This is a genomic window from Flaviflexus salsibiostraticola (assembly GCF_003952265.1).
Taxonomy (GTDB): domain Bacteria; phylum Actinomycetota; class Actinomycetes; order Actinomycetales; family Actinomycetaceae; genus Flaviflexus; species Flaviflexus salsibiostraticola.
Window position 1 is genome coordinate 1028013 of sequence record NZ_CP034438.1, and the last position, 20068, is coordinate 1048080.

General features: G+C 64.1%; 15 protein-coding genes and 1 pseudogene. 3 read left to right on the top strand and 13 right to left on the bottom strand.

Going from position 1 to position 20068, the window contains the following annotated elements; translation table 11 throughout:
• Nucleotides 1-99: 99 nt before the first annotated feature.
• Both EJO69_RS04840 and EJO69_RS04845 read left to right on the top strand, forming a co-directional pair.
• Nucleotides 100-2700 carry a LuxR C-terminal-related transcriptional regulator gene (locus EJO69_RS04840; RefSeq protein WP_126039820.1) on the top strand — a complete coding sequence of 867 codons (2601 nt, stop codon included), beginning with the start codon at nucleotides 100-102 and terminating at the stop codon, nucleotides 2698-2700.
• Between the two features lie 179 nt (nucleotides 2701-2879).
• The gene (locus EJO69_RS04845) at nucleotides 2880-3359 is read left to right on the top strand and encodes a M23 family metallopeptidase (protein WP_126039822.1); all 480 of its coding nucleotides are present in this window, start codon (nucleotides 2880-2882) and stop codon (nucleotides 3357-3359) included.
• Here the strand turns inward: EJO69_RS04845 and EJO69_RS04850 are convergent.
• The 3 genes from EJO69_RS04850 to EJO69_RS04860 all read right to left on the bottom strand — a co-directional run bounded on the left by EJO69_RS04850 (nucleotide 3346) and on the right by EJO69_RS04860 (nucleotide 9491).
• Nucleotides 3346-4284: a class C sortase gene (locus EJO69_RS04850; protein WP_211331498.1), complete on the bottom strand. Its 939-nt coding sequence runs from the start codon at nucleotides 4282-4284 to the stop codon at nucleotides 3346-3348. The genes EJO69_RS04845 and EJO69_RS04850 overlap by 14 nt on opposite strands.
• Before the next feature lie 119 nt (nucleotides 4285-4403).
• On the bottom strand, nucleotides 4404-5876 hold the full coding sequence (locus tag EJO69_RS04855; protein WP_126042350.1) for a SpaH/EbpB family LPXTG-anchored major pilin: 1473 nt from the start codon (nucleotides 5874-5876) through the stop codon (nucleotides 4404-4406).
• Nucleotides 5877-5975: 99 nt separating this feature from the next.
• Complete coding sequence (locus tag EJO69_RS04860; protein ID WP_245993827.1) at nucleotides 5976-9491, bottom strand: DUF5979 domain-containing protein; 3516 nt, start codon at nucleotides 9489-9491, stop codon at nucleotides 5976-5978.
• A 1265-nt stretch (nucleotides 9492-10756) separates the two neighbouring features.
• On the opposite strand from EJO69_RS04860, the pseudogene EJO69_RS12825 reads away from it, so the two are divergent.
• Nucleotides 10757-12646, top strand: a pseudogene (locus tag EJO69_RS12825) (helix-turn-helix transcriptional regulator); the annotation flags it as partial.
• Here the strand turns inward: EJO69_RS12825 and EJO69_RS04870 are convergent.
• The 10 genes from EJO69_RS04870 to rpsP form a co-directional block, all read right to left on the bottom strand.
• Complete coding sequence (locus tag EJO69_RS04870) at nucleotides 12591-13661, bottom strand: tyrosine-type recombinase/integrase (protein WP_126039827.1); 1071 nt, start codon at nucleotides 13659-13661, stop codon at nucleotides 12591-12593. The pseudogene EJO69_RS12825 and the gene EJO69_RS04870 sit on opposite strands and share 56 nt — an antisense overlap.
• Nucleotides 13658-14743: a DNA-processing protein DprA gene (gene dprA / locus EJO69_RS04875; RefSeq protein WP_126039829.1), complete on the bottom strand. Its 1086-nt coding sequence runs from the start codon at nucleotides 14741-14743 to the stop codon at nucleotides 13658-13660. Before dprA ends, EJO69_RS04870 begins: the two co-directional genes overlap by 4 nt.
• 112 nt (nucleotides 14744-14855) lie before the next feature.
• Nucleotides 14856-15170, bottom strand: a complete 315-nt coding sequence (locus EJO69_RS04880) for a DUF2469 domain-containing protein (RefSeq protein WP_126039831.1) — start codon at nucleotides 15168-15170, stop codon at nucleotides 14856-14858.
• A complete protein-coding gene (locus EJO69_RS04885) occupies nucleotides 15163-15822 on the bottom strand; it encodes a ribonuclease HII (protein WP_342769227.1) in 660 nt (219 codons plus the stop codon). Before EJO69_RS04885 ends, EJO69_RS04880 begins: the two co-directional genes overlap by 8 nt.
• On the bottom strand, nucleotides 15819-16586 hold the full coding sequence (lepB, locus tag EJO69_RS04890; RefSeq protein WP_126039833.1) for a signal peptidase I: 768 nt from the start codon (nucleotides 16584-16586) through the stop codon (nucleotides 15819-15821). The genes EJO69_RS04885 and lepB overlap by 4 nt, the downstream gene beginning before the upstream one ends.
• Nucleotides 16587-16671: 85 nt before the next feature.
• Nucleotides 16672-17022 carry a 50S ribosomal protein L19 gene (rplS, locus tag EJO69_RS04895; protein WP_126039835.1) on the bottom strand — a complete coding sequence of 117 codons (351 nt, stop codon included), beginning with the start codon at nucleotides 17020-17022 and terminating at the stop codon, nucleotides 16672-16674.
• Between the two features lie 143 nt (nucleotides 17023-17165).
• Nucleotides 17166-18563 (bottom strand): tRNA (guanosine(37)-N1)-methyltransferase TrmD, encoded by a 1398-nt coding sequence (gene trmD / locus EJO69_RS04900; protein WP_126039837.1) that lies wholly within the window; start codon nucleotides 18561-18563, stop codon nucleotides 17166-17168.
• Nucleotide 18564: 1 nt separating this feature from the next.
• Nucleotides 18565-19146: a ribosome maturation factor RimM gene (gene rimM, locus EJO69_RS04905; protein ID WP_126039839.1), complete on the bottom strand. Its 582-nt coding sequence runs from the start codon at nucleotides 19144-19146 to the stop codon at nucleotides 18565-18567.
• A 59-nt stretch (nucleotides 19147-19205) separates the two neighbouring features.
• Nucleotides 19206-19445 (bottom strand): RNA-binding protein, encoded by a 240-nt coding sequence (locus EJO69_RS04910; protein WP_126039841.1) that lies wholly within the window; start codon nucleotides 19443-19445, stop codon nucleotides 19206-19208.
• Nucleotides 19445-19906 (bottom strand): 30S ribosomal protein S16, encoded by a 462-nt coding sequence (gene rpsP, locus EJO69_RS04915; protein WP_126039843.1) that lies wholly within the window; start codon nucleotides 19904-19906, stop codon nucleotides 19445-19447. The genes EJO69_RS04910 and rpsP overlap by 1 nt, the downstream gene beginning before the upstream one ends.
• Nucleotides 19907-20068: the final 162 nt, after the last annotated feature.

The following is a 20068-nucleotide window of genomic DNA, read 5'->3' on the forward strand; positions in this document are numbered from 1 at the left end:
GCTGACGAGGTGGGCTTCGTTCTGCCTCGCAAGCGGCGAGGGGAAACGCAGCGTGCACGGCGGACGCGCAGAATCGCGCCACATTGTTAGCATGGGGCCATGGCACAGCAGCCCCTCCATCGCCTGGCGACGACGCCGTGGTTCCTCACCGCCATTCCTGAGACTCGCTCTGATTCCCTGCCGCGCCCGCGACTGACCGACATGCTCGACGCCGCCGTCGAGGATTCCGCCATCACCATCGTCGAGGCGCCATCGGGCTTCGGGAAGACGACTGCCCTGGCGACCTGGGCGCACGCGCGGACGAGAACGGCGTGGCTCACACTCACCGATCAGCACCGCACCCCACTCCCCCTTCTCGCGGGAATCATCTCCTCGCTCATCCGGATCTACCCCGACAACGCCGTGCTGGAGGCAGGGATGCTCCGTGTTCGGACCGGAGAGGTGCTGCTCGACTCCGCGATCGAACGGATCATTGATGCCATACCGGAGGGATCTCCCACCGTCGTGATCGTCGATGATGCGCAGGAGACGACGCGGGAGGCTCTCGTCGCGGCCGCAGTCCCTCTTGCTCGACACAGCAGGGGCCACCTTCGCTTCATCATCGCCGGCACCTCCTCCCTCAGCCGCTCGCTGAGCCGGGAGCTGGCGAAGGGAGACGCGCACCGCCTCGCGCCTGACGCCTTCGCCTTCACCCATGAGGAGATGGTGGAGATCGCTTCGCGGTGGGGCGTCGACGACGAATCCCTCCATGAGGCGGGCCGATGCCTATGGGAGGAGACGCGCGGGTGGCCGGTCGCGGTGCAGCTGCTCTTGAGGACGGGGCACCTCACCGAGACGAGCCTCGTCGATCCCGAGGCGCCGAATATTCTCACGGACTATATCGAGCACGAGGTGCTCGGCGTGCTGTCGACTGAGCTCCGCGAGTTCATCCTCGATGCGACGTCGAGCGACCGCGTCAGCGCCGACTACGTCGTTCACCTGACCGGTGACGGGCACAGCCCTGCACTCCTCGACGAATGCAGGCGCCTTGGGCTGTTCCTTGAGCTGTTTCAGAACGACGATGGCAGGACCTCGCTGCGCTGGCACACGCGGTTCGCGCAGAGCTGTCGGGAGATCGCCCGCCGGCGTGACCGCGGCCGCTTCCATCGCAACCACCGGCGAACGGCCCAGTGGCTCGTTCCCGACTTTCCATCCGCAGCCATCTCCCACGCTCTCGAAGTCGATGACGAGGACTTCGCGCTGGCGATGCTGGAGGACGTCTGGCTCCAGATGATCACGACGGGTCAGGCCTCGGTTCTCGAGAGCCGGTGCCTCGACGTGCTCAAGGGCGGCGCGACGACACCCAGCCTTCTCTACATCCGGGCGTGCTGCCGGGAGATGGAGAGCGACAGCATCGGGGCCCAGATGCTCAAGTCGCGAGCCGATGATGGGCTCGCCGCGCTCGCCGGGGATGAGCAGCGCCGAGCACATATCACTCGCACGTTCGCAGACCTGCTCCTGGCCAGCAGTCCGGAGCATCTCCAGACAGCGCTCACGGAGGCGGAAGAGCTCCTCACAACCGCCCATCTGGGTCCGAGCCTCTTCATCCACGGCACCTTTATCGCCGCATGGAATCATCTGAAGCTGCGGAGCAGGCCCGCCCACGCGCTTCGACTCATGACAACGGCTGCCGCGAGCGCGGAGAAGGCGGGTTTCACCGCAGTCTCTCAGCGCGCGAATTCGCTCATCGCCCCCGCCCTCACCCTCTCCGGTCGGTTCACAGCCGCCATGGAGATCCTCGCCGCCACGCCGGAGTCGGCCGGCCAGGGCCCCTGGGATCCGTTTGAGGGGAACCTCAATCGCTGGTCGAGAGCCTTCATCTCCTTCTGGCAGGGCGATATCGAGAAAGCGCTCGCCGGGTTCAGGTCGATCGATGCGACCGAGGCCCCCGCGTCCTCCGATGCGGGCGTCGCCCGCATGTACTTCGCCTTCGCCGCCGCACTGTCAGGCGAACGCGACCTGCTCGATGAGGCCGCCCGGATGGTGGGGAAGCTCGACGATCGGGAGCGTCACGGCCTGCCCTGGCCGACATACAAGAGTGTGGCCTCGGCGGCTCTTGAGTGGGCTCGCGGCGATAATACGGCCGCGACGAGAACCCTGTCCGATATGAGAGAAGGTCCGGGAGCGACGACAACCCGGATCATCGGAGCCGCTCTGTGGCGTCGGTTGGGCCGCCCGGACAGAGCTCTGCAGATGCTGGGCCGGATAGACCAGGACGTCCTCGTCAGCTTCAGCCGAGCCACCATGCAGGTCACTCTGGCCGTCATCGCGTGGCAGCGAGGGCAGGCGGACAAGGCGCATGAGATGCTCGAGCGAGCCCTCGACGTCGCGTCGGCGGAGGGAATCACCGCCCCTTTCCTGTGCCTGGACCAGCCCGCCCGTGAGCTGATGACGATGCATGCGGGTTGGGGGACCAAGCACGAGGAGTTCGTCGCACTGCGGCTTGGGGAGGATGCCGCCCGAGCGGATTACGCTGGGCCCGCAGCCCTTCTGTCGGAACGGGAGCTCGATGTGTACGGATTCCTCGGAACCACGATGACGCCCGAGGAGATCGCACAGGCCCTCTTTGTCTCAACCTCGACTGTCCGCACGCACCAGCGCTCGATCTACCGCAAGCTCGGAGTCACCAACAGGCGAGACGCCGTTCGAGCAGGATTGTAGGCAGTCCGCTCAAAAGGGCTCGCAGTACTGACACCCACAGGCCAGCCGGAGATAGGACGGAATCGGTCACGAGACGCAGCACTGCGGGATTTTACGTCCACACGGTGCTTCCGCGAAGCGGTTTCCACTGAGGCGCACCCTCCGCGGACAGGTCTGCGGTGCGCCGGGAGACTGGTGTCATGAAACTCTCCGCCTTCATCGCCGCCGCCATCCTTCCCTTCGTGCCTGCGCCGTACACGCCCACCGACACGTTCGACTGGCCCCTCCCGTCGAAGACGGTTCTGCGCGAGTACGACCAACTCGACAACAACTGGCTGCCTGGACACCGCGGCGTCGACATCGCCGGCACCCCCGGCGAGACAGTCCACGCGGCGGGCGCCGGCATGGTCGTCTACGCGAGACGCATGGTCGACACCAACATCATCTCGATCGAGCACTCGGACAGGTTCCGCACCACGTACCAACCCGTCCGAGCCACGGTGAAGGAGGGCGACATGGTGGAGCTGGGTGACATCATCGGCACCCTGGACGATGGACACTGCCTCGTCGGCGCCTGCCTCCACTGGGGCGCGAAGCGGGGCGACATCTATTACGACCCGCTCTCTCTGCTCACTCCGGACGAGGTCAGAGTGCGGCTGTATCCGGTCAGTGATCCGTGATCTCGTCCGACTCGGACGGCTCAGGGGTCGCCTCGCCCGCACCATCGGTCCGCACGATTCCTGAGCGCCACACGAAGGTCGCGAGGGCGATGAACGAGACGGCGAGTATCACGCTCCACCAGGGGAACTTCGGGATGTCCGGGACTGCTGTCGCAGCCTCGGCGTCTTCGACAGGCGTCGGTGTCACGCGTTCGGCAGTGACGAGGATGCGGTGCGAGTTGATGCCGAGCGGGGTGCAGGTGACCAGTGTGACGAGATCCCGGTCCTCGACCGCGAGGATGGCCTGGGTCTGGTCGGGCTCGACCACCTGAACATCGATGACCTCATAGGCGAGGACCTGGTCGAGGACCGCAACGGTGAATGAGTCGCCGACCTCCGACTGGTTGAGATTGTCGAAGAGAGTCGCCTCCGGCAATCCCCGATGAGCGGTGAGGACTGACCGCGTCCCTACTCCGCCGACAGGGAGCGACGTCCCTTCGAGATGCCCGACGCCCCTCTCGAGGGTTTCGTCGCTCGTGCCGTGGTAGATCGGCAGGTCGATCCCAAGGCTGTCGTAGCGGAGCCTGCCCATGAAACCACCGCCGGCAAGGTCGAGGATCTCCTCGTAGACGAAGGGACTGTCTGCGCCGCTCCCGCCGCCGGTCGCGATGTTCGCATTGGCCTCGAAGATCGCGCCAGAGGCGAGCGCGTCGTTGTATGCGTGTGCGAGGGCCAGCTGCGCTCGGCGCGCGTCCGAGCTGTTGTTGGGAGGTTCGTCGAGCCGCGCCTGCGCCGCTTCGATGGCTCGGGACTGCTCTCGCTGGGAGAACCAGGAGGCCGCCTGCGGGTAGAGGATGATGGCGATCCCACCGAACATGACAAGACAGGCGATCAGCTGCAGCCATGGCACCCGCCAGCGGCGTCCTGTCGACTGTTCCGCGTTCATGTCTCCTCCTCAGAGAGCTGCATCACACCTTGTAGGTTAGCGGACAAAAGACTGGTGGCGGCGCTTGCGCGCCACCACCAGCCTCTGATCAATCAGCAGTTAAGGGAAGTGCCGAAGGATCAGGCATTGTCGCGGCGCCGCGAGAGAGCGAGTGCTCCACCGCCGGCTCCGACGAGAGCGAGGCCGCCCAGGGTCAGCAGCAGCGTTCCCTGTGCACCGGTCAGCGGGAGGTCCGGACCGTCCTTCTTCGCGTTGACGACCGTGACGGTCGTGAGTCCGTTGACTCCGGGCTTGATGTTCACCGGGTTGGTGATGACGCCAGCCGTATGGCCAGCGGGGACTATTGTCTCGTAGAGGCAGTAGTCCTTGCTCGGGTTGGTCTGAGCGGTGTTCGAGTTGGCGATCCACAGGCCGAGCGGCGAGGATGCCGGGGTGGTGTAATCCCACTGGACGAGGCCGGTGGAATCAGAGACGCCCGTCGCGACCACGCCGGTGGCCGGGGCCGTCGCAGGGCAGGTGGCTGCAGTCATCTCGAAGACCTGGAATTCGGCTCCCTTAAGGGGCTTGACGGGGGTCGAATCGTCGTTCTTCTGAATCTTCAGCTGGCCCCAGTAGGTGTAGGGGATATCGGTTCCGACCACTGCAGTGCCATTGAACTTGCTGTTGTACGTGTCGTTGGGAATGTTGCCATCGCCCACGTCCAGAACCTCGGTCTTGAACGAGATCGTCATATCCTTACCCATATTGGCGTCGAGGACTGCTCGACCGTCTTCGGTCAGCGTCCACACAACGTCGCCGGACACTGTGTAGTGGTCGCCCTCCGTTGCCAGCGTGGTGCCGATCGTGAGGACCGTGCTGCCCGCCACGTAATCGAGCCTGGAATCGAGAACATCGGTGATGACGGCCTCCGTGAACGTCTCCTCGTTGTTGAGGGTCGGAATCGGGACAGTCAGCTCCCAGGTCACGTCCGAGCCGACGACGAGGGCATCCGGACGCTCCGTGATGATCTTCGACGGCTTGTCCATGAGCTGGTTCTTCGGGTCGGCTACGACGTCGTAGTTCCAGCCGGCTCCGGCCTCACCCATGGAGGTCGGGATCGAGACGTAGAACTCGGGCACCGGGGAGACGATGTTGTTCGGACCCGGGTCGGTCTCCTGCGCGACGTAGACGCCGACGGGCAGGTCGAAGATCACCTGTCCATCAACGGTTTCGTCGACGTAGGTCACACCCGTGAGGCAGAAGTCCCCGCCGGGCAGGGCCGGGGCCGAAGCGAAGAGGCCGTCGAGACCGTCCCAATCGGCAGCGTCCGTCAGGTCGATCGCCGTACAGGTGCCCTCGACCGATCGGCCGACTTCCCAGATGGTGAATTCGACGCCGTCCAGCAGGTCCGCCGTGTCAGGCATTTCGCCTTCGCCGACGGGACTGCCAGCGTACTTGTTGATCGTCAGAGTTCCTTCGGTCGGTGCCCCGGGCTGATCGGGGCCTACATCAGCGGAGGCCGCTGTTCCAGCTGCGACGAATCCCGCGAGCGAGAGCGCCAGTGCCCCTGCTCCTGCAGCGAGACGCCGTAGCGCGGTGTGTGTGGTAGTCATCTCTACCGCTTCCTTTCTTCACCCTCCACCGGAGTGCTGAGGGGCTGGTGTTACGTGGTGGCTATCCGGCACAGGGCCGTGTGGTGGTGAGCAGGCTGCTCATGATGCGAAGTACGAGCCCTCCTTACGGTTCTTACGGAGCTGCGCGTATCCTGCGCCGCCCAGGCCGAGGAAGAGGATCCCTGCCCCCATGAGGGGGAAGAACTCGCGGCCGATGCCGCCTGTGAGAGGGAGAACCGGGCCTTCTCTCTCGATATTGACGATCGGGTCGAGATTGACCTCAAGCGAAGCCGGGGAGGTCTTGCCGATCGTGAACGTGACGTCGTCGTCGCTCAGGTAGTAGCCGGCCGGCGCCTTCGTCTCAGTGAGCGTGTAGTCGCCCCACGGCAGGTCTTCGAGGAGGAAGGCTCCGCCAGTCGGGTCCATATCGGGCCCCGTGCAGGGCGCCTCCGTGCAGTCCGTGATCGCGAGCGCCTCGCCCTCGTTGAAGAGGCTGGGGCCGGTGAGCGTCCATTCCGAACCGCTGAGCAGGATGTCCGCCGCGTCGACCTTGGTCCAGGTGACGCTGCCGAGCTCGCGCTTGGTCGTGTTGGTCACGGTGATCTCCGAGGGGATCTCCGCGGCATCGACCGGGGTGCCGAGATCCGGGTCGCCATCCCAGCTGTAGGACGGGTCACCGTCGACCGGCACTGCGGGCAGTCCTTCTTCATTGACCACCGAGCATTCCGCGCCGAGAGGGATCTCGTCCGTCGCGCTCGACGTCCAGGTCTCGCCGTCGACGATCGGGCCCCACGTGCCTGAGACGGTCTCGTCGTCGAGGAGCTCGTCGGTGAGAACACACTGCCAATCGCCCGAGTACTCGAGGCCATCGTCGGCCGTTCCCACGACCTCCTTCGTCACTGAGAAGGAGCCGTAGACGCGGTCCACTGTGTTCGTGACGGTCAGGGTCGAGATCTCCTGCGTCACGATGGTGCCCGAGCCCGTGACAGCTGGGGCGCCCCACTCGTATGAGGAGTTGGGAAGTCCCGTGCTGCCGGTCGGCGGTGTCTCCATTGCCGAGCACTCCGCGCCGGCGGGAATCATATCCGCGGCGGGCATGCCCTCATCGGGTGTCAGAACAGCGTCGCCCGCACCGGTGGACAGCCACGTGCCTGACGCGACGGTGGAGCCGTCGAGGGTACACGTGTAGGTGCCGGAGAATTCAAGCTGAACAGGGCTGGGCAGGGTCTGATCGAGCACCTTCTCTATTGCGAGCTGCCCCACCATCGGCTTGTTCACGTATGTGCAATCGACATTGTCTCCAGGCTGCACATCGGTCAGGATCTGCTCATCTGCGCTCGTAAGATCCGTGACAGTTGTCGACCCGTTGAGGTGGGTGATAGTGCATTGGCCGCTGAGGAATTCAAACCCGTCCTGTTGAGTTTCGGAAACCACCAGGTTCGCGCGGTCCGTGTACGAATCGAACTTGAGCTCCCAGCGCGACTTCCCGTCCGAATCGGTTGCTTGAGAACCCGCAGATGGCGTCTGCGCCACGGCACCCTCAGTAGAAGTCGCCGTCGCAGCGACCAGCCACGCTTCCTGCGGTTGCGGATTCTCACCAAGCGGGTCAGTGACCTGCTTCTGGATTGTCACGTCCGCAACCAGAGGGGCGTTATGGAATCGGCATAGTACGGATTGTCCGCCCGGCGGAATAGTAATGGTTCCGAAGGTCCCATTTCCACTGGCAGAGTGATCTTGCACGCCGTCGACTTCACAACGGAAGCTCGACGCGTAGTTCGTCAGATCGGTCGTACCTGCTGCAATTTCGGAAAAGGTGAGCGGGACGCCTCGCACCGTGGGCAATGGGCCGATGCGCTCGCCCTGAAGCCCATTGGCAGTGCCGGTCGTGGTGGTCTCGCCGATTGTCTGCGTACCTTGTGCCAGCCTCAACCTAAACTGATCCGAGCTGTTTACCCTACCGTTCTCGACGAACTTTTCGATCGTTATCGTGGGGGGCGACGAACACGTGGCCAGATCCGTGCTGCTCAAACCCGAGCTCGTGACGGTGGTCGAACCACTCCAGTTCGGCATGTTGTACGAACGAATCTGACCTCCCGACCCCAGGTAGGCCTTGCCGCTGGCATCGAAAGCGACACCGTTGACATCGCTCATCGTCGTCACAGTCGCGGACTGGGAGGACGTAATATTGCCGCCGGACGCAGCGACGAAGTTGTCCCTTGTCACACTGAAGACCGTTGTGGTGCTTCCCGAGCCACGGACTATGAAAAGGTTCCCTGCCGCATCGAACGCCATGTCACCATTTGCACTGGAAGTCGCGGAGGTCCTCACCGTTCCCTTCAGCTGGAGTGAGTTGAATCCAGGATTGTATTCGTAGATTTTGAAATCACCATTGCTGGTGAAACCACCGAAATAGTAAAGGCCTGTAGAAAGATCAACGGCGCCAGCGACCAGGTTTGTGCCCGTATTGCCCCCGAGAGCGGACGTGCTCCTACCTGTTGATGTCCAAACCCCCGCTGTGACGTCATATGTGTAGACCGTACCGTTCGCCGATGTGCCCGAGCTCGACGTGCGCTCGATTGCGTAGATAGTGTTTCCTCCCGTGGAGATTCCAAGACCGTTGAAGTTCGAGACACCTGACGCCGCCGTTCCGAGAGTGGATACCGTTCCGTTCGGGCTGACCTGCTGAAGCTGGCCTCCTCCCGAAATCGCGTAAACATATCCAGCGGTGCAGACGGGGGCCGTCTGCTGCTTTTGCACTTCGAAGGTTGCTACCTCGTGCGTCTGGTCTCCTCCGAGATAGTTCCAATCCGCAGTGTTGCTGTTCTCGCCGCCGAGAGTCTTCCAGCTGGAGGGTTCGACCCAGTCATAGCCCGCCGGCGCATCGACGGCCCTCACTCGGTAATTGTCACCCTCGACAATCCTGTTGGACTCGTTACGATTCGTTCGGTAATGCTCGAGCAGGAACTCGCCGCCGTCTGTGTCGCGGTCCAAAACGTTGCCGAACTGACTCGAAGAGCACGGTCCCACACAGTCGATGATTGAACCTGCACTGGTGCCCGTCGTCCATGTCCAGCCCAACCAGCTGCGGGAGCGGTACTGGAATTCGAAAGACGCCCCGGCAACGAGCTCTCCGGTGTCGGCATCCTTCACGTCCCAGTAGATGTATGGAGGAGTCGCACCGTCCGGTCCAACGGCCATCGGAGATACCTCTCCATCCAACTCCGATTCGCTATCTGCGCCTGCAACGGGAACATCGTCATCTGACGCGAGAGTCTCGGAAAGATCGGGCTCCGTCCGCGACGCCTGCTCAGATGGGACCGCAGGTGCGGATTCAACGTCGACCGGCTCCAACGGTGCCGGCTCAACAGGTGCGGGCACAACGGTCTCCGTCGGCAGCGGCTCGGGCTCGGCGGTCTCCGTCGGCTCGGTCACCGGTTCGTCGAGCGTGGCCGCCTCGACCGGTGCCTCGAGCGCAGTCAGGTCTGACTGTGGAGGCTGGCTTTCATCCGCGATGGCAACGCTGGCCGGGGCAAGCCCCAGTCCCAGCGCCAGGGCGACCGAGAACGCCGCAAATCCCTTCGCCAACGCGCCTTGTCGTGTCGATTTTCGGCTCATTTCACACACCTCGAACTCTGCTCTTGGGCTTCTGTGGTGGGCGTGACCTGCGGAAGAGTCCTGGCATGCGAACCCTGACTGTTCAGGCGTCGGAAAGATGGCACAGCGAACACTGCCGTGGTGGAGTCACATCGATGCCACAGGCTACGATTACGCATGTCGCAAACCCCCTTCAGCTGCGGACTATGTGCGTTGGTGGCGAGGTCGGTCGGTGGCGTCTGGGACCTTCACTCCGTCGAGAGATCCACGTAGAAGTCGAATGTTCGGCTCCAGACCAGACATCGGCCGGCGACCTCGCCTTGCCTCGAATACTCCGAGAAGCGGGTGAACTGGACCACTCGATTCGGCCGAAATCGCCAGGAATTCATTGGGTTCTGATGATGTTCGGACTCTCGAGCGTGGAGTTGCCGAGAGCCCCGTTGATGACCGGGCTACCATTGATGAGTGGGCCTTGAGCGGCCGAAATACAGGACGGCGCAGGTTGAGCACGCACGTGCCAGATGACACCCTCGCTCGCGAACAGTGTTCACATAATGCACTTTGGCGCGCTTTAGGGGTGGATTGTGCCCATTGGGCGGTGTACGGTGGCTCTACCCTCGATCGACAGTGAGTCACCGATGTCCCACGATCATCTGCAGCACCTTATTCCCGTCCCGTGGTTCCTTCTCACACCTCCCGACCCGGGCTCGCATCTGCTCGACAGGCCCCGCCTGACTGAGCTCATCGAGTCCTCCATCGAGCGTTCGCCGATCACCGTTGTGGAAGCGCCTTCCGGTTTCGGTAAGACGATCGCGCTGGCGGCGTGGGCTCAGCAGCATGGGGACACAACCGCATGGCTGACACTTCGCCCTCTCGATAGGATCCCGATACAGCTCCTTGCGGACGTCATCGCGGCACTCCTGCACGTCTACCCGGACAACTCGGCGCTCGAGTCAGAGATGGCACGGCTGAAACATAGGAAGGAGCCGTTCCACTCCGTGTTGGAGGCCGTCATCGGCGCGCTTCCCGAGAATGCGCGCACGGTGATGGTGATCGACGACGTGCACAACTCGAGCCGAGAGGCTCTGTACAGTTCGGTGGTTCCACTCGCCCGCTACAGCCGTGGCCGTCTACGCTTTGTCCTCAGTGCCACACGGTCTGTCACCCGGTGGTTGACGAAGGAGCTCGCCGCCGGGGATAGCGAATCCCTGCCACCCGGAGACTTGAATTTCACCCGCGACGAGGTCCTCGAGCTCACCCGCCGCGCCGGCATTGATATTGAGTTGATGCACGCCAAGGGCTTCTGCGTCTGGGAGGAGTCCCGAGGTTGGCCCGTTGCCGTCCAACTGCTCATCAAAGGCGGATTTCAGGGCAGCGCGATTCCGACTAGTCCCACCGCGCCCAACATTCTCACCGACTACATCGAGTCAGAGGTGCTTGTTTCGCTGCGGCCTGAGCTGCGGAGCTTTGTTTTGACAGCGACCGCCAGCAACTGGGCGACGCCCGAGTTCATCGCCTATCTGACCGGAGATCCCCACAGCGCCGCCCTGCTCGAGGAATGCCGGAACCATGGTCTTTTCCTCGAACTTCACCAGAGCCGCAGCGGCAATACGCGAATGCGCTGGCATTCCTCATTCGCTCAGAGCTGCCGGGAGATCGCCAAACGCACCAATCCCCAGCACTTCGATGACATCCAGCGCAAGGCGACGGAGTGGGTCTCGACCCTTTACCCGGCGGCGGCGATCCAGCACGCCGTTCTCGTGTCAGACCCCGACTACGCAATCGAGACTGTTGAGCGCCTATGGCTTCAGATGATCACAACCGGACATGCCTCCATTCTGGAGACTCGAACCCTGCAGGTCTCCAATGAGCACAAGGCCACACCGAGCCTTCTCTATATCCGAGCGTGCTGCCGCTTCCTCCAGGGGGACCGCAAGGGCTCCGAAATGCTCAAGGCACGGGCAGATCACGGCCTCGCCCAGCTATCCGGCGAAGCACTCAAGCGCGCCGAGGTCGCCCGAGCCTTCGCTGATCTCCTGCTTCTCGACAGTCTCGAGGAACTTGACGTGGCGTTGGATGCCGCTGAGGAGTATTTGGAAACCGTCCAACTCACCCGAAGCCTCAGCGTTCACGGCACCTTCCTTGTCGGCTGGTCGCACCTCAAGCTCTGCCGCAGGCCCGACCGAGCAATTGGACTTCTGAAATCCGCCGCCTCAAACGCCGAAAAGGGCGGCTATTCCCCCATCGCCCGACGAGCGCAGGCCGCCCTCGCTGCGGCATACGCCCAAGCCGGAGATTTCACGGTTGCCGCTCAGATGCTCAATGCCTGCAGCGATGCGCCCGTATCATCCGGTCCTGATCCGTTCGAGGGAAGCTTCAACTCCTGGTCAATCGGCTTTATTGCGTTCTGGCAGGGAGACACCGCCAAAGCCCTTGAGATCTTCCGCGATTTGGACGAGACGGGTGGCCCCACGTCCACTCTCGCCGGCCTGTCGAGGACGTACTTCGCCTACGGCGCAGCGCTCTCAGGCAATCCAGAGAGTCTCGATGAGGCGTGGAGAATGATGGAGCGCATCCCCACCGAAGCGAGACACGACTTCCCGTGGCCGGCGTATCGGTGTGTGGCTGCCGCGGGTCTCACCTGGGCGCGCGGCGATCGCCGCGCGGCCATTAAGACTCTCGCAACCCTCGACAGCCACGCGCTGGACCTCTCAACCCGCGTACTCGGATCCGCACTCTGGCGCCGGTTGGGATTCCCAGACGAGGGCATGCGTATCCTCAAACCATTGGAGCAGGTCGAGCTGGCCAGCTTCAGCAGCGCGAGCAAGGACTTCACCCTCGCCTCCCTTGCATGGAGTCGAGGGGAGAAGGACACCGCCCACGCCATCCTCGAGCGCTGTCTGACAACGGCGGAGCGGGAGGGAATCAACAAGCCCTTCATGCGGATGGACGACGCGTCAAGGACCCTTCTGTCGGAGCACGCTACGTGGGGGACGAAGCACGAGAAGTTCATCGCCGCCCGACTCATCTCCGACTCTGCGCGAGCGGCCGGGCACTCCAGCCCCGAAGACCTGCTCTCCGAGCGCGAACGCGAGGTCTACGCCTACCTGCGGACAACCCTCACAGCCGAGGAGATCGCGCATGCGCTTTTCGTCTCCCCCGCCACAGTGCGCTCCCATCAGGCCTCGATCTACCGCAAGCTCGGAGTGACGAGCCGCCGAGAGGCGATCCGGATCCGAATCTGACCGGTTCGCGCCAGGTGTCACGCGCGGGGTGGGCCTGACCGAACGCTGAGCGCAGCCGCTCTGGAGAGACGTGCGTGTATCGCTGTGTGGTACCAAGAGAGCTGTGCCCGAGGAATTCCTGAACGGTTCTCAGGTCCGAGCCGCCCTCCAGCATGTGAGTCGCTGCCGAATGCCTCAGGTCGTGCGGAGCGGTGTCGGCGACTCCCGCGGCAGAGCTGAGCCGGTGGAGGATCCCCCGCAAGGTGCGGGGGTCGAGCCTGCCGCCGCGGTCTCCCAGGAAGAGCGCATCGGTCGGCGTGACGATGAACTGGCTTCGCACGTTCAGGTAGGCATCGAGCGCAGTCCGTGCGGGAGCGCCCACGGGCACGACCCGTTGGACGCTGCCCTTACCGAACACCCTCACGCTGTCCGACTCGAGGTCCGTCGTGTTGAGCCCTGTGAGCTCGCCGATCCGCAGACCGGACGAATAGAGGAGCTCACACGCGGCCCAGTTCCGGATCTTCGATCGGTGTCCGCTTTCGGCGACGTCCTTCGCGTAGTCGAGCAGCCGTCCGGCGTCCCCAGCTGTCAGGACGTGCGGCAGACGGGACTCGGGCTTGGGACTGGCCAGCCTCGCCCCCGCATCCTGGTCCGTCACTCCCCTGTCGGCCAGCCACGCGGTGAAGGCTTTGATGGCGGCTGATCGACGAGCCAGCGAGGACCGCGAAGAGCCCGCACGCTGCTGGGCAGCGAGCCACGACCGCAGATCGGCGATCTCGAGGTGGCCCAGCCCCAGGTCCTCAAGCGTGCTCGACGCCGGGTCGACATTGACGAGGGAGGCGAGATAGTCGATGAGATTGCGAGCATCGGAGAGGTACGCAGACACCGTGTGATCCGACAGCCCGCGGCGCACGGAGAGCTCGCGCTGATAGGCATGGAGCAGGGAGGACACTGCAAGGGAGCTCATACCGCCACCCTAGTCCACCGGCCGGCGATGGATCTGGCCATGCCGATCGAGCGGAGGAACTCGAGCGACGAGACCGTCTCAGAGGCGGTGAGTCCGGCGTCGCGGGCCACGCCTGGCAGCGAGCGGATCGAGGCCGGTTCAAGGGCGTTCCACACCTTCTTGTCTCGTTCGGGCAATCGATCATAGGACGAATCAGGTGTTGCGGGGAGCTGATCCGGCTCGATCGACCCCAGCAGTTCGAGCACATCCTCCGGGCTGGTCACGCAGATGCCGAAGTCTCGCAGCAGCTGGTTGGTGCCGCTGCTGGCCAGAGACGTGACCGGTCCCGGCACGGCGCACACGTCCCTGCCGATCTCGGCCGCCCGCCGCGCGGTCGCGAGCGCACCCGAGCGAAGCGCCGCCTCAACGACGACAGTCGTCCGTCCCAGTGCGGCGATGATGCGGTTGCGGGAGAGGAATCTGTGACGGGCAGGTGCCGCTCCGTGCGGCTGCTCGGAGATGAGGGCGCCGCCGGCAACGATGATCGTCTCGACGAGATCGCGGTGTGACGTTGGATAGATCCGGTCGATCCCGCCCGCGGCGACGACAATCGTGCGACCCCGCCGCGACAGAGCGGTTCGGTGCACGGCGGCATCGATCCCGTAGGCCCCGCCGGAGATGAGCACGTGCGATGAGCAGAGAGCCGCCGAGAACCGGGTGGCGATCTCCACGCCGTATCCAGTCGCAGCGCGCGCTCCGACAATGGAGATGCCCGGCATGGTGAGAATGCCGGAATCACCGCGCACCCACAGACCAATCGGGGCGAGGTCTCCAAGATCATCGAGTGACGCGGGCCAGTGCTCGTCTCCCGGGATGAGGTAGTCGGCGCCGTCCGGGAAGTGCCCGGCGAGCATGCTCGCCTCCAGGCCCGCCAGCCGCATTCGCCACCGCTCCGCGTGGATGGTCAGATTGAGTCGGCCTGATGCGAGGTCGTCGAGGGCCTGCTCCGCGCCACCCGCGAGGAGCTGCTGAACCGGGTCTCCGGGCTCGCAGAGATAGGACCAGATGGCGCGAGCCATGCGCTCGCCGGTGAATATCGTCATGGGTTCGCCTTTCCGCGCCCATGATCACCCATGTCCTGCGCCCCGCTTCGCTGCGGAGGAGGAATGCTGGAGGAAAGTGATCGGCCCGTCCTATGTGGACGGGCCGATGTGACTACTTGTCGAGACCAAGGTCTTTCATAATGTCTGACTTGTTCAGCTCTTCGACGTTGACGTCCTTGAAGGTGACGATCCGCACCGACTTGACGAAGCGCGTCGACCGATAGATGTCCCAGACCCAGGCGTCGTTGAGCGTGACGTCGAAGAAGACTTCACCGTTGTTGGATGACCGAATCTTCACGTCGACATCGTTCGCGAGGTAGAAGCGCCGCTCTGTCTCGACGACGAAGCGGAAGAGATTGAGGACGTCGCGATACTCGCGATAGAGCGCAAGCTCCATATCGCCCTCGAAGTTCTCCAATTCACTCATGTACGACTCCTGGTAGTTTCCACGCGGTTCGGTGATGATCGTGAGGTCCGAGGCGGGTCAGCGCCTCGATGTGGGACCGTGACCCATAGCCTTTGTTCGAGTTCCAACTATAGCCCTCTGCCCCATCCAAACCTGACATGAGGGCATCCCTCTCAACCTTGGCGAGGATCGAGGCTGCGGCGATCACAGTGCATGTGAGATCGCCTTTGACGATCGTGCGGACGGGCGGCACCGCGGACTCCGTGAACAGATCATCCGCGGTCAGCCAATCGGCGATCCCATCGAGGAGAACAAGATCCGGCACCCGGGGAAGCTGGGCGAGGGCGCTCATCCCCGCTTCTCTCAGTGCGGCGATGATGCCGAGCCTGTTGATCGTCGCCACGCTCCCGTAGCCGACAGCGCCCGGCGCCCATGCTCTGATCGGGGCGACGAGATTCTCGCGCTCCGCTGTCGAGAGAACCTTCGAATCGGCGAGGCCATGAGGCGGTGCAGGAGTGTCCGGCGTGATGAGAACGGCTCCAACGGCGACGGGGCCGGCAAGAGCCCCGCGGCCCACCTCGTCCATCCCGACGATGCAGGGGGGCCTGCCGAGACGGCCGGTGAGTTCCGACAGTACGCTCTGTTCGACGTCAGGGGTGGCGAATCGGATCACGGATTGGGAACGTCCTCGAACACGGTGGAGCTGTCACCGAGCCCGCCGAAGCGGGACAGTGGATACATAATGAGGGAGACGCGGCCCTCGACGTTCTCGATGGGGACGAATCCTCCGCCGGGCGCACCCATGTGTGCCCGGGAGTCCTCTGAGTTCGATCTGTTGTCACCCATGACCCACAGGTGGCCACTTGGCACGATGACCCGGAACTCCATCCCCGACGGGACTGTTCCTTCGCGGATGTAGGGCTCGTCAATCGGCTCGCCGTTGACAACGATCTGTCCGCCCTCGCTGCAGCAGGCCACCTCGTCGCCTCCCACGCCGATGACGCGCTTGACGAGATGCTGACCCGAGTTGCGCGGGAGGAGACCGATCGTCTCCCCGACCGTGTAGAGACCGTCGACGAGCGCGGAGCGCTCCTCGTCATCCTGATCGGCGAGCCACCCACCCGGATCGACGAAGACGACAACGTCGCCCCGTTTGATGTCCCCAACCGAGTCTGCGAGCTTGTTGACGATGATCCGGTCCCCGATTTCGAGCGTGTTCGTCATCGACGAGGAGGGGATGAAGAAGGCCTGGAAGAAGAAGGTCTTGATGAGGATGGAGACGACGAGGGCGAACGCGACGACGGCCGCCATCTCGGCCAGGTACGACCTGATGCCGGAGCGGCGAGCCTCTGTGATCTCGTTCTGCGACGGCTCGGCCTTCTCAGCGGGAGCGTAGCTGGGCGGCATCTCACCGTCGGGTATCTCGTCCTCAGCCATCTGTCCTCCTGCCCCACCAACTCTAACAACCCTCACGGGGCAAAGAATACGACCCGCCGGATGTTCCAGCGGGCCGCGTTCGATGTCACCTGTCTGTGCGCTTCTCGCGGATCTTGGCAGCCTTGCCGTGGCGATCGCGCAGGTAGTAGAGCTTGGCGCGACGGACGCGACCACGGGTGATGACCTCGACCGACTCGATCGACGGCGAGTGGAGCGGGAAGGTCCTTTCGACGCCGACGCCGAAGGAGACCTTGCGGACGACGAAGGTCTCACGGATGCCGGAGCCCCGGCGGGCGAGGACGACACCCTGGAAGGCCTGGACGCGCGAGCGGTTGCCTTCAACAATGTTGACGTTGACCCGGACGGTGTCGCCTGCGCGGAAGTCGGGGATGTCAGTCCGGAGCGACTTGCTGTCGACGATATCGAGGTTATGCATATTTCTCTTCTATTCCCGCCCGTGCACACAGGTCACAAGCGATTATCAGGGCAGGCGCACCTGCCGAAGATGTGGATGTCTCGCCCATGCACGTCCCCCTGTGGCAGGACCTGCGCACTGTTCCGGCGAGTGATCAGCGCGTTCTAGTATGACACATCGAGGGTTCGCGCCATAACGACGTCGTCGTTATTCTGCTCACCCACCATGAACTGCCGACGGCCGACGAGCTCGAAGCCAAGCTTGCTGTAGAGGCCCTGAGCACGCCTGTTGCCGGCGTTGGTGCCGAGCCAGATGTAGGGGCGCTCCCACTCCCGCGTCTGCGCGGACAGCGCCTTGAGGGTGGCGGTCATGAGCTTGCCCGCCAGGCCCGATCCGCGCCACTCCTGGTCGAGATAGAACTTCGACAGTTCGATGAGGGGGCCGATACGCTCGCCGTCGGACAGGACCGCATCGACGGGCGCACCGTCCTCGATTCCCGCGGCGCCGTCGCCCTCGGGCAGCAGCGACAGCGAGTAGGCGATGAGCCGGCACTGCTGGTCGCGCAGTCCCACGAGGACGTGGCGCGGCGAGGCGATGTAGCCGGCGAAGGCCTCCTCCGACAGGTTCCCTGCGATGAAGGCCTCGATATCCTCGGCAGCCATCGTCTTCGGGCACGCATCGGGAAAAGTCCGCGCCGCGAGGTCGGCATAATCAGAGGCGAGTTGTCTCTTGTCCGTGATCTCGAGGACAGGCTTGATCGGGTGCTCGCCGAGCTCGGGCTTGGCGCGCCAGTACCACCCGTGCTGTCCGAGTGCGGCGCGGTCCCGCCGGTCGAGCTTTTGGGCGTCGAGCGCGGCAATCATGTCGGGCCTGCGCAGGGCCGTCCGCCGGAGCGCCTCGTCACGCCGCCAGCGCGCCACGCGCCCATGATCTCCGGAGGTGAGGATCTGGGGAACCGATTCACCGCGCCAGTCGAGTGGCCTCGTATAGGTCGGGTATTCAAGCAGCCCGGCACTGCCGTGCGACTCTTCGACGAGCGACTCCGGGTTGCCGATGACGCCGGGGACGAGCCGTGCGACGGCCTCGACCAGCGCAAGGGCGGCGACCTCTCCCCCGTTGAGAACATAGTCGCCGAGGCTGAACTCGAAGACCTCGACCTCCTCGCGGGAGGCGTAGTGCTCGGCCACCCGACCATCGATGCCCTCATAGCGGCCACAGGCGATGACGATCTGATCGCTGTTCCTTGCCAGGTCGGTGCAGATCTCTTGGCTGAGCGGATAGCCGGCCGGGGTGGGGATGGCGAGGATCCGGCGCGGGTTCTCCCGGCCAAGATCGATGTCGAACGCGCTGTCGAGCGCCCTGCCCCAGATGTCGGCCCGCATGACCATGCCTGCTCCGCCGCCGACGGGCGTGTCGTCGACCGTGCGGTGCCGATCTTCGGTCCAGTCCCGCAGGTCATGGACGGCGATGTCGATCGCGCCGCCCTCGCTCGCCTTCCCGACCAGCGACAGCTGGAGAGCATTGAGGTAGGCCGGGAAAACCGAGAAGATGTCGAACCTCATGTCAGGCGTCCCGGCCGGACTCGTCGGGCTCGTCGGAATCGTCCGAGTCGTCACTGCCATCGGCGACGACGATCTCATCCTCGGAGAACAGTCCCGGAGGCGCATCGATGACGACGCAGCTGTCGTCGATGTCGACCTCGACGACGATCTCTTTGACGAAGGGCACGCGGGTGACTCGGCCATCGGGCTCCTCGACAACGAGGAGGTCCTGGGCCGGCATCGGCTCCAGCCCGGTCACGGTTCCCAGCGTGTAGCCGTCGGGATCGAGTGCCTCGAGGCCGACGAGCTCATGCTCGTACCAGGAGTCGGACTCGCGGTCCTCCTCCTCGTCGGTCTCGATGACGAGGGCGACGCCGCGCAGGCGCTCCACGGCCGTCCGGTCTGTGACGCCGTCGAACGCGACGAACCAGGAGTCCTTATAGACTCTCGCCTTCGTGATCGTGAGCGGCCCCGCCTCGGCAGGATCGGTTTCAAGCACCGACCCGACGGCGAGCCGCTGCTCGGGAGAATCTGTCCGAACGTCAAGGCGAACCTCGCCCCGCAGGCCATGAGGCTGGCCGACCACCGCTACCCGTAATTGCACCATCTCAGGGTACAAGAAGGGGCCGACACGATGGGAATCGTGCCGGCCCCCTCACAGTGCTATGCCTGGTCAGTCTCGACGACGTCGACCCGGACTGAGCCGCGGGCGACGAGAGCTGACATGACGGAGCGCAGCGCGCGTGCCGTCCTGCCGGAGCGTCCGATGACGCGGCCGAGGTCGTCCGGATGGACTCGGACCTCGAGTGTCTCTCCGCGCCTGCCGCGCTTCGAATCGACACGAACATCGTCGGGGTTATCGACGATGCCGCGCACGAGGTGCTCGAGAACATCGGCCAGCATCAAGCGTCCTCAGCCGGTGCTTCTGCCTCGGCCGACTCCTCGGCTGCTGCCTCTGCTTCGGCCTGGGCGGCAACCCTGGCCTCGGCCTTCTTGGCGCGCTGCTTCTCGGCCTCGTCCTGGATCTTGGCGATAGCCTCGTCGCGAGCCTTGGTCTTCTCGTCGTCGGAGATCTCCTTGACCTCGAGAGCACCTTCGGTGTTGCCCTTGCCGCGGAATTTGGCCCAATCGCCGGTGATGTGGAGCTGGCGACGGACGGCGTCGGACGGCTGTGCGCCGACCGAGAGCCAGTACTGTGCGCGCTCGGAGTCGATCTCGATGAGCGAGGGCTCCATGAGCGGGTTGTACTTGCCGATCTCCTCGATGACGCGGCCGTCACGCTTCTTGCGCGAATCGACGACGACAACACGGTAAACCGGCGCATGGGTCTTGCCCATGCGCTTCAAACGAATCTTAACTGCCACTTGTGTGGTCACTCCTGGTTCTGAGTTGTGGATCGCGCGCGTCTCGGTGGGGCCAAGATGCTTGTTCTCCGGGACACGGCGTGAGCTGGAGAGAGGGGCCAGAGAACACGCCGGGTACAGCGACCAATTCTGCCAGAGAACCGGCCTCCGCCCAAGCGCGGA

What these genes read in the sequence shown, in the direction of transcription:
- EJO69_RS04840 (WP_126039820.1), top strand. Translation starts at nt 100, where the DNA reads ATGGCACAGCAGCCCCTCCATCGCCTGGCGACGACGCCGTGGTTCCTC.
- EJO69_RS04845 (WP_126039822.1), top strand. Translation starts at nt 2,880, where the DNA reads ATGAAACTCTCCGCCTTCATCGCCGCCGCCATCCTTCCCTTCGTGCCT.
- EJO69_RS04850 (WP_211331498.1), bottom strand. Translation starts at nt 4,284, where the DNA reads ATGAACGCGGAACAGTCGACAGGACGCCGCTGGCGGGTGCCATGGCTG.
- EJO69_RS04855 (WP_126042350.1), bottom strand. Translation starts at nt 5,876, where the DNA reads ATGACTACCACACACACCGCGCTACGGCGTCTCGCTGCAGGAGCAGGG.
- EJO69_RS04860 (WP_245993827.1), bottom strand. Translation starts at nt 9,491, where the DNA reads ATGAGCCGAAAATCGACACGACAAGGCGCGTTGGCGAAGGGATTTGCG.
- EJO69_RS04870 (WP_126039827.1), bottom strand. Translation starts at nt 13,661, where the DNA reads ATGAGCTCCCTTGCAGTGTCCTCCCTGCTCCATGCCTATCAGCGCGAG.
- dprA (WP_126039829.1), bottom strand. Translation starts at nt 14,743, where the DNA reads ATGACGATATTCACCGGCGAGCGCATGGCTCGCGCCATCTGGTCCTAT.
- EJO69_RS04880 (WP_126039831.1), bottom strand. Translation starts at nt 15,170, where the DNA reads ATGAGTGAATTGGAGAACTTCGAGGGCGATATGGAGCTTGCGCTCTAT.
- lepB (WP_126039833.1), bottom strand. Translation starts at nt 16,586, where the DNA reads ATGGCTGAGGACGAGATACCCGACGGTGAGATGCCGCCCAGCTACGCT.
- rplS (WP_126039835.1), bottom strand. Translation starts at nt 17,022, where the DNA reads ATGCATAACCTCGATATCGTCGACAGCAAGTCGCTCCGGACTGACATC.
- trmD (WP_126039837.1), bottom strand. Translation starts at nt 18,563, where the DNA reads ATGAGGTTCGACATCTTCTCGGTTTTCCCGGCCTACCTCAATGCTCTC.
- EJO69_RS04910 (WP_126039841.1), bottom strand. Translation starts at nt 19,445, where the DNA reads ATGCTGGCCGATGTTCTCGAGCACCTCGTGCGCGGCATCGTCGATAAC.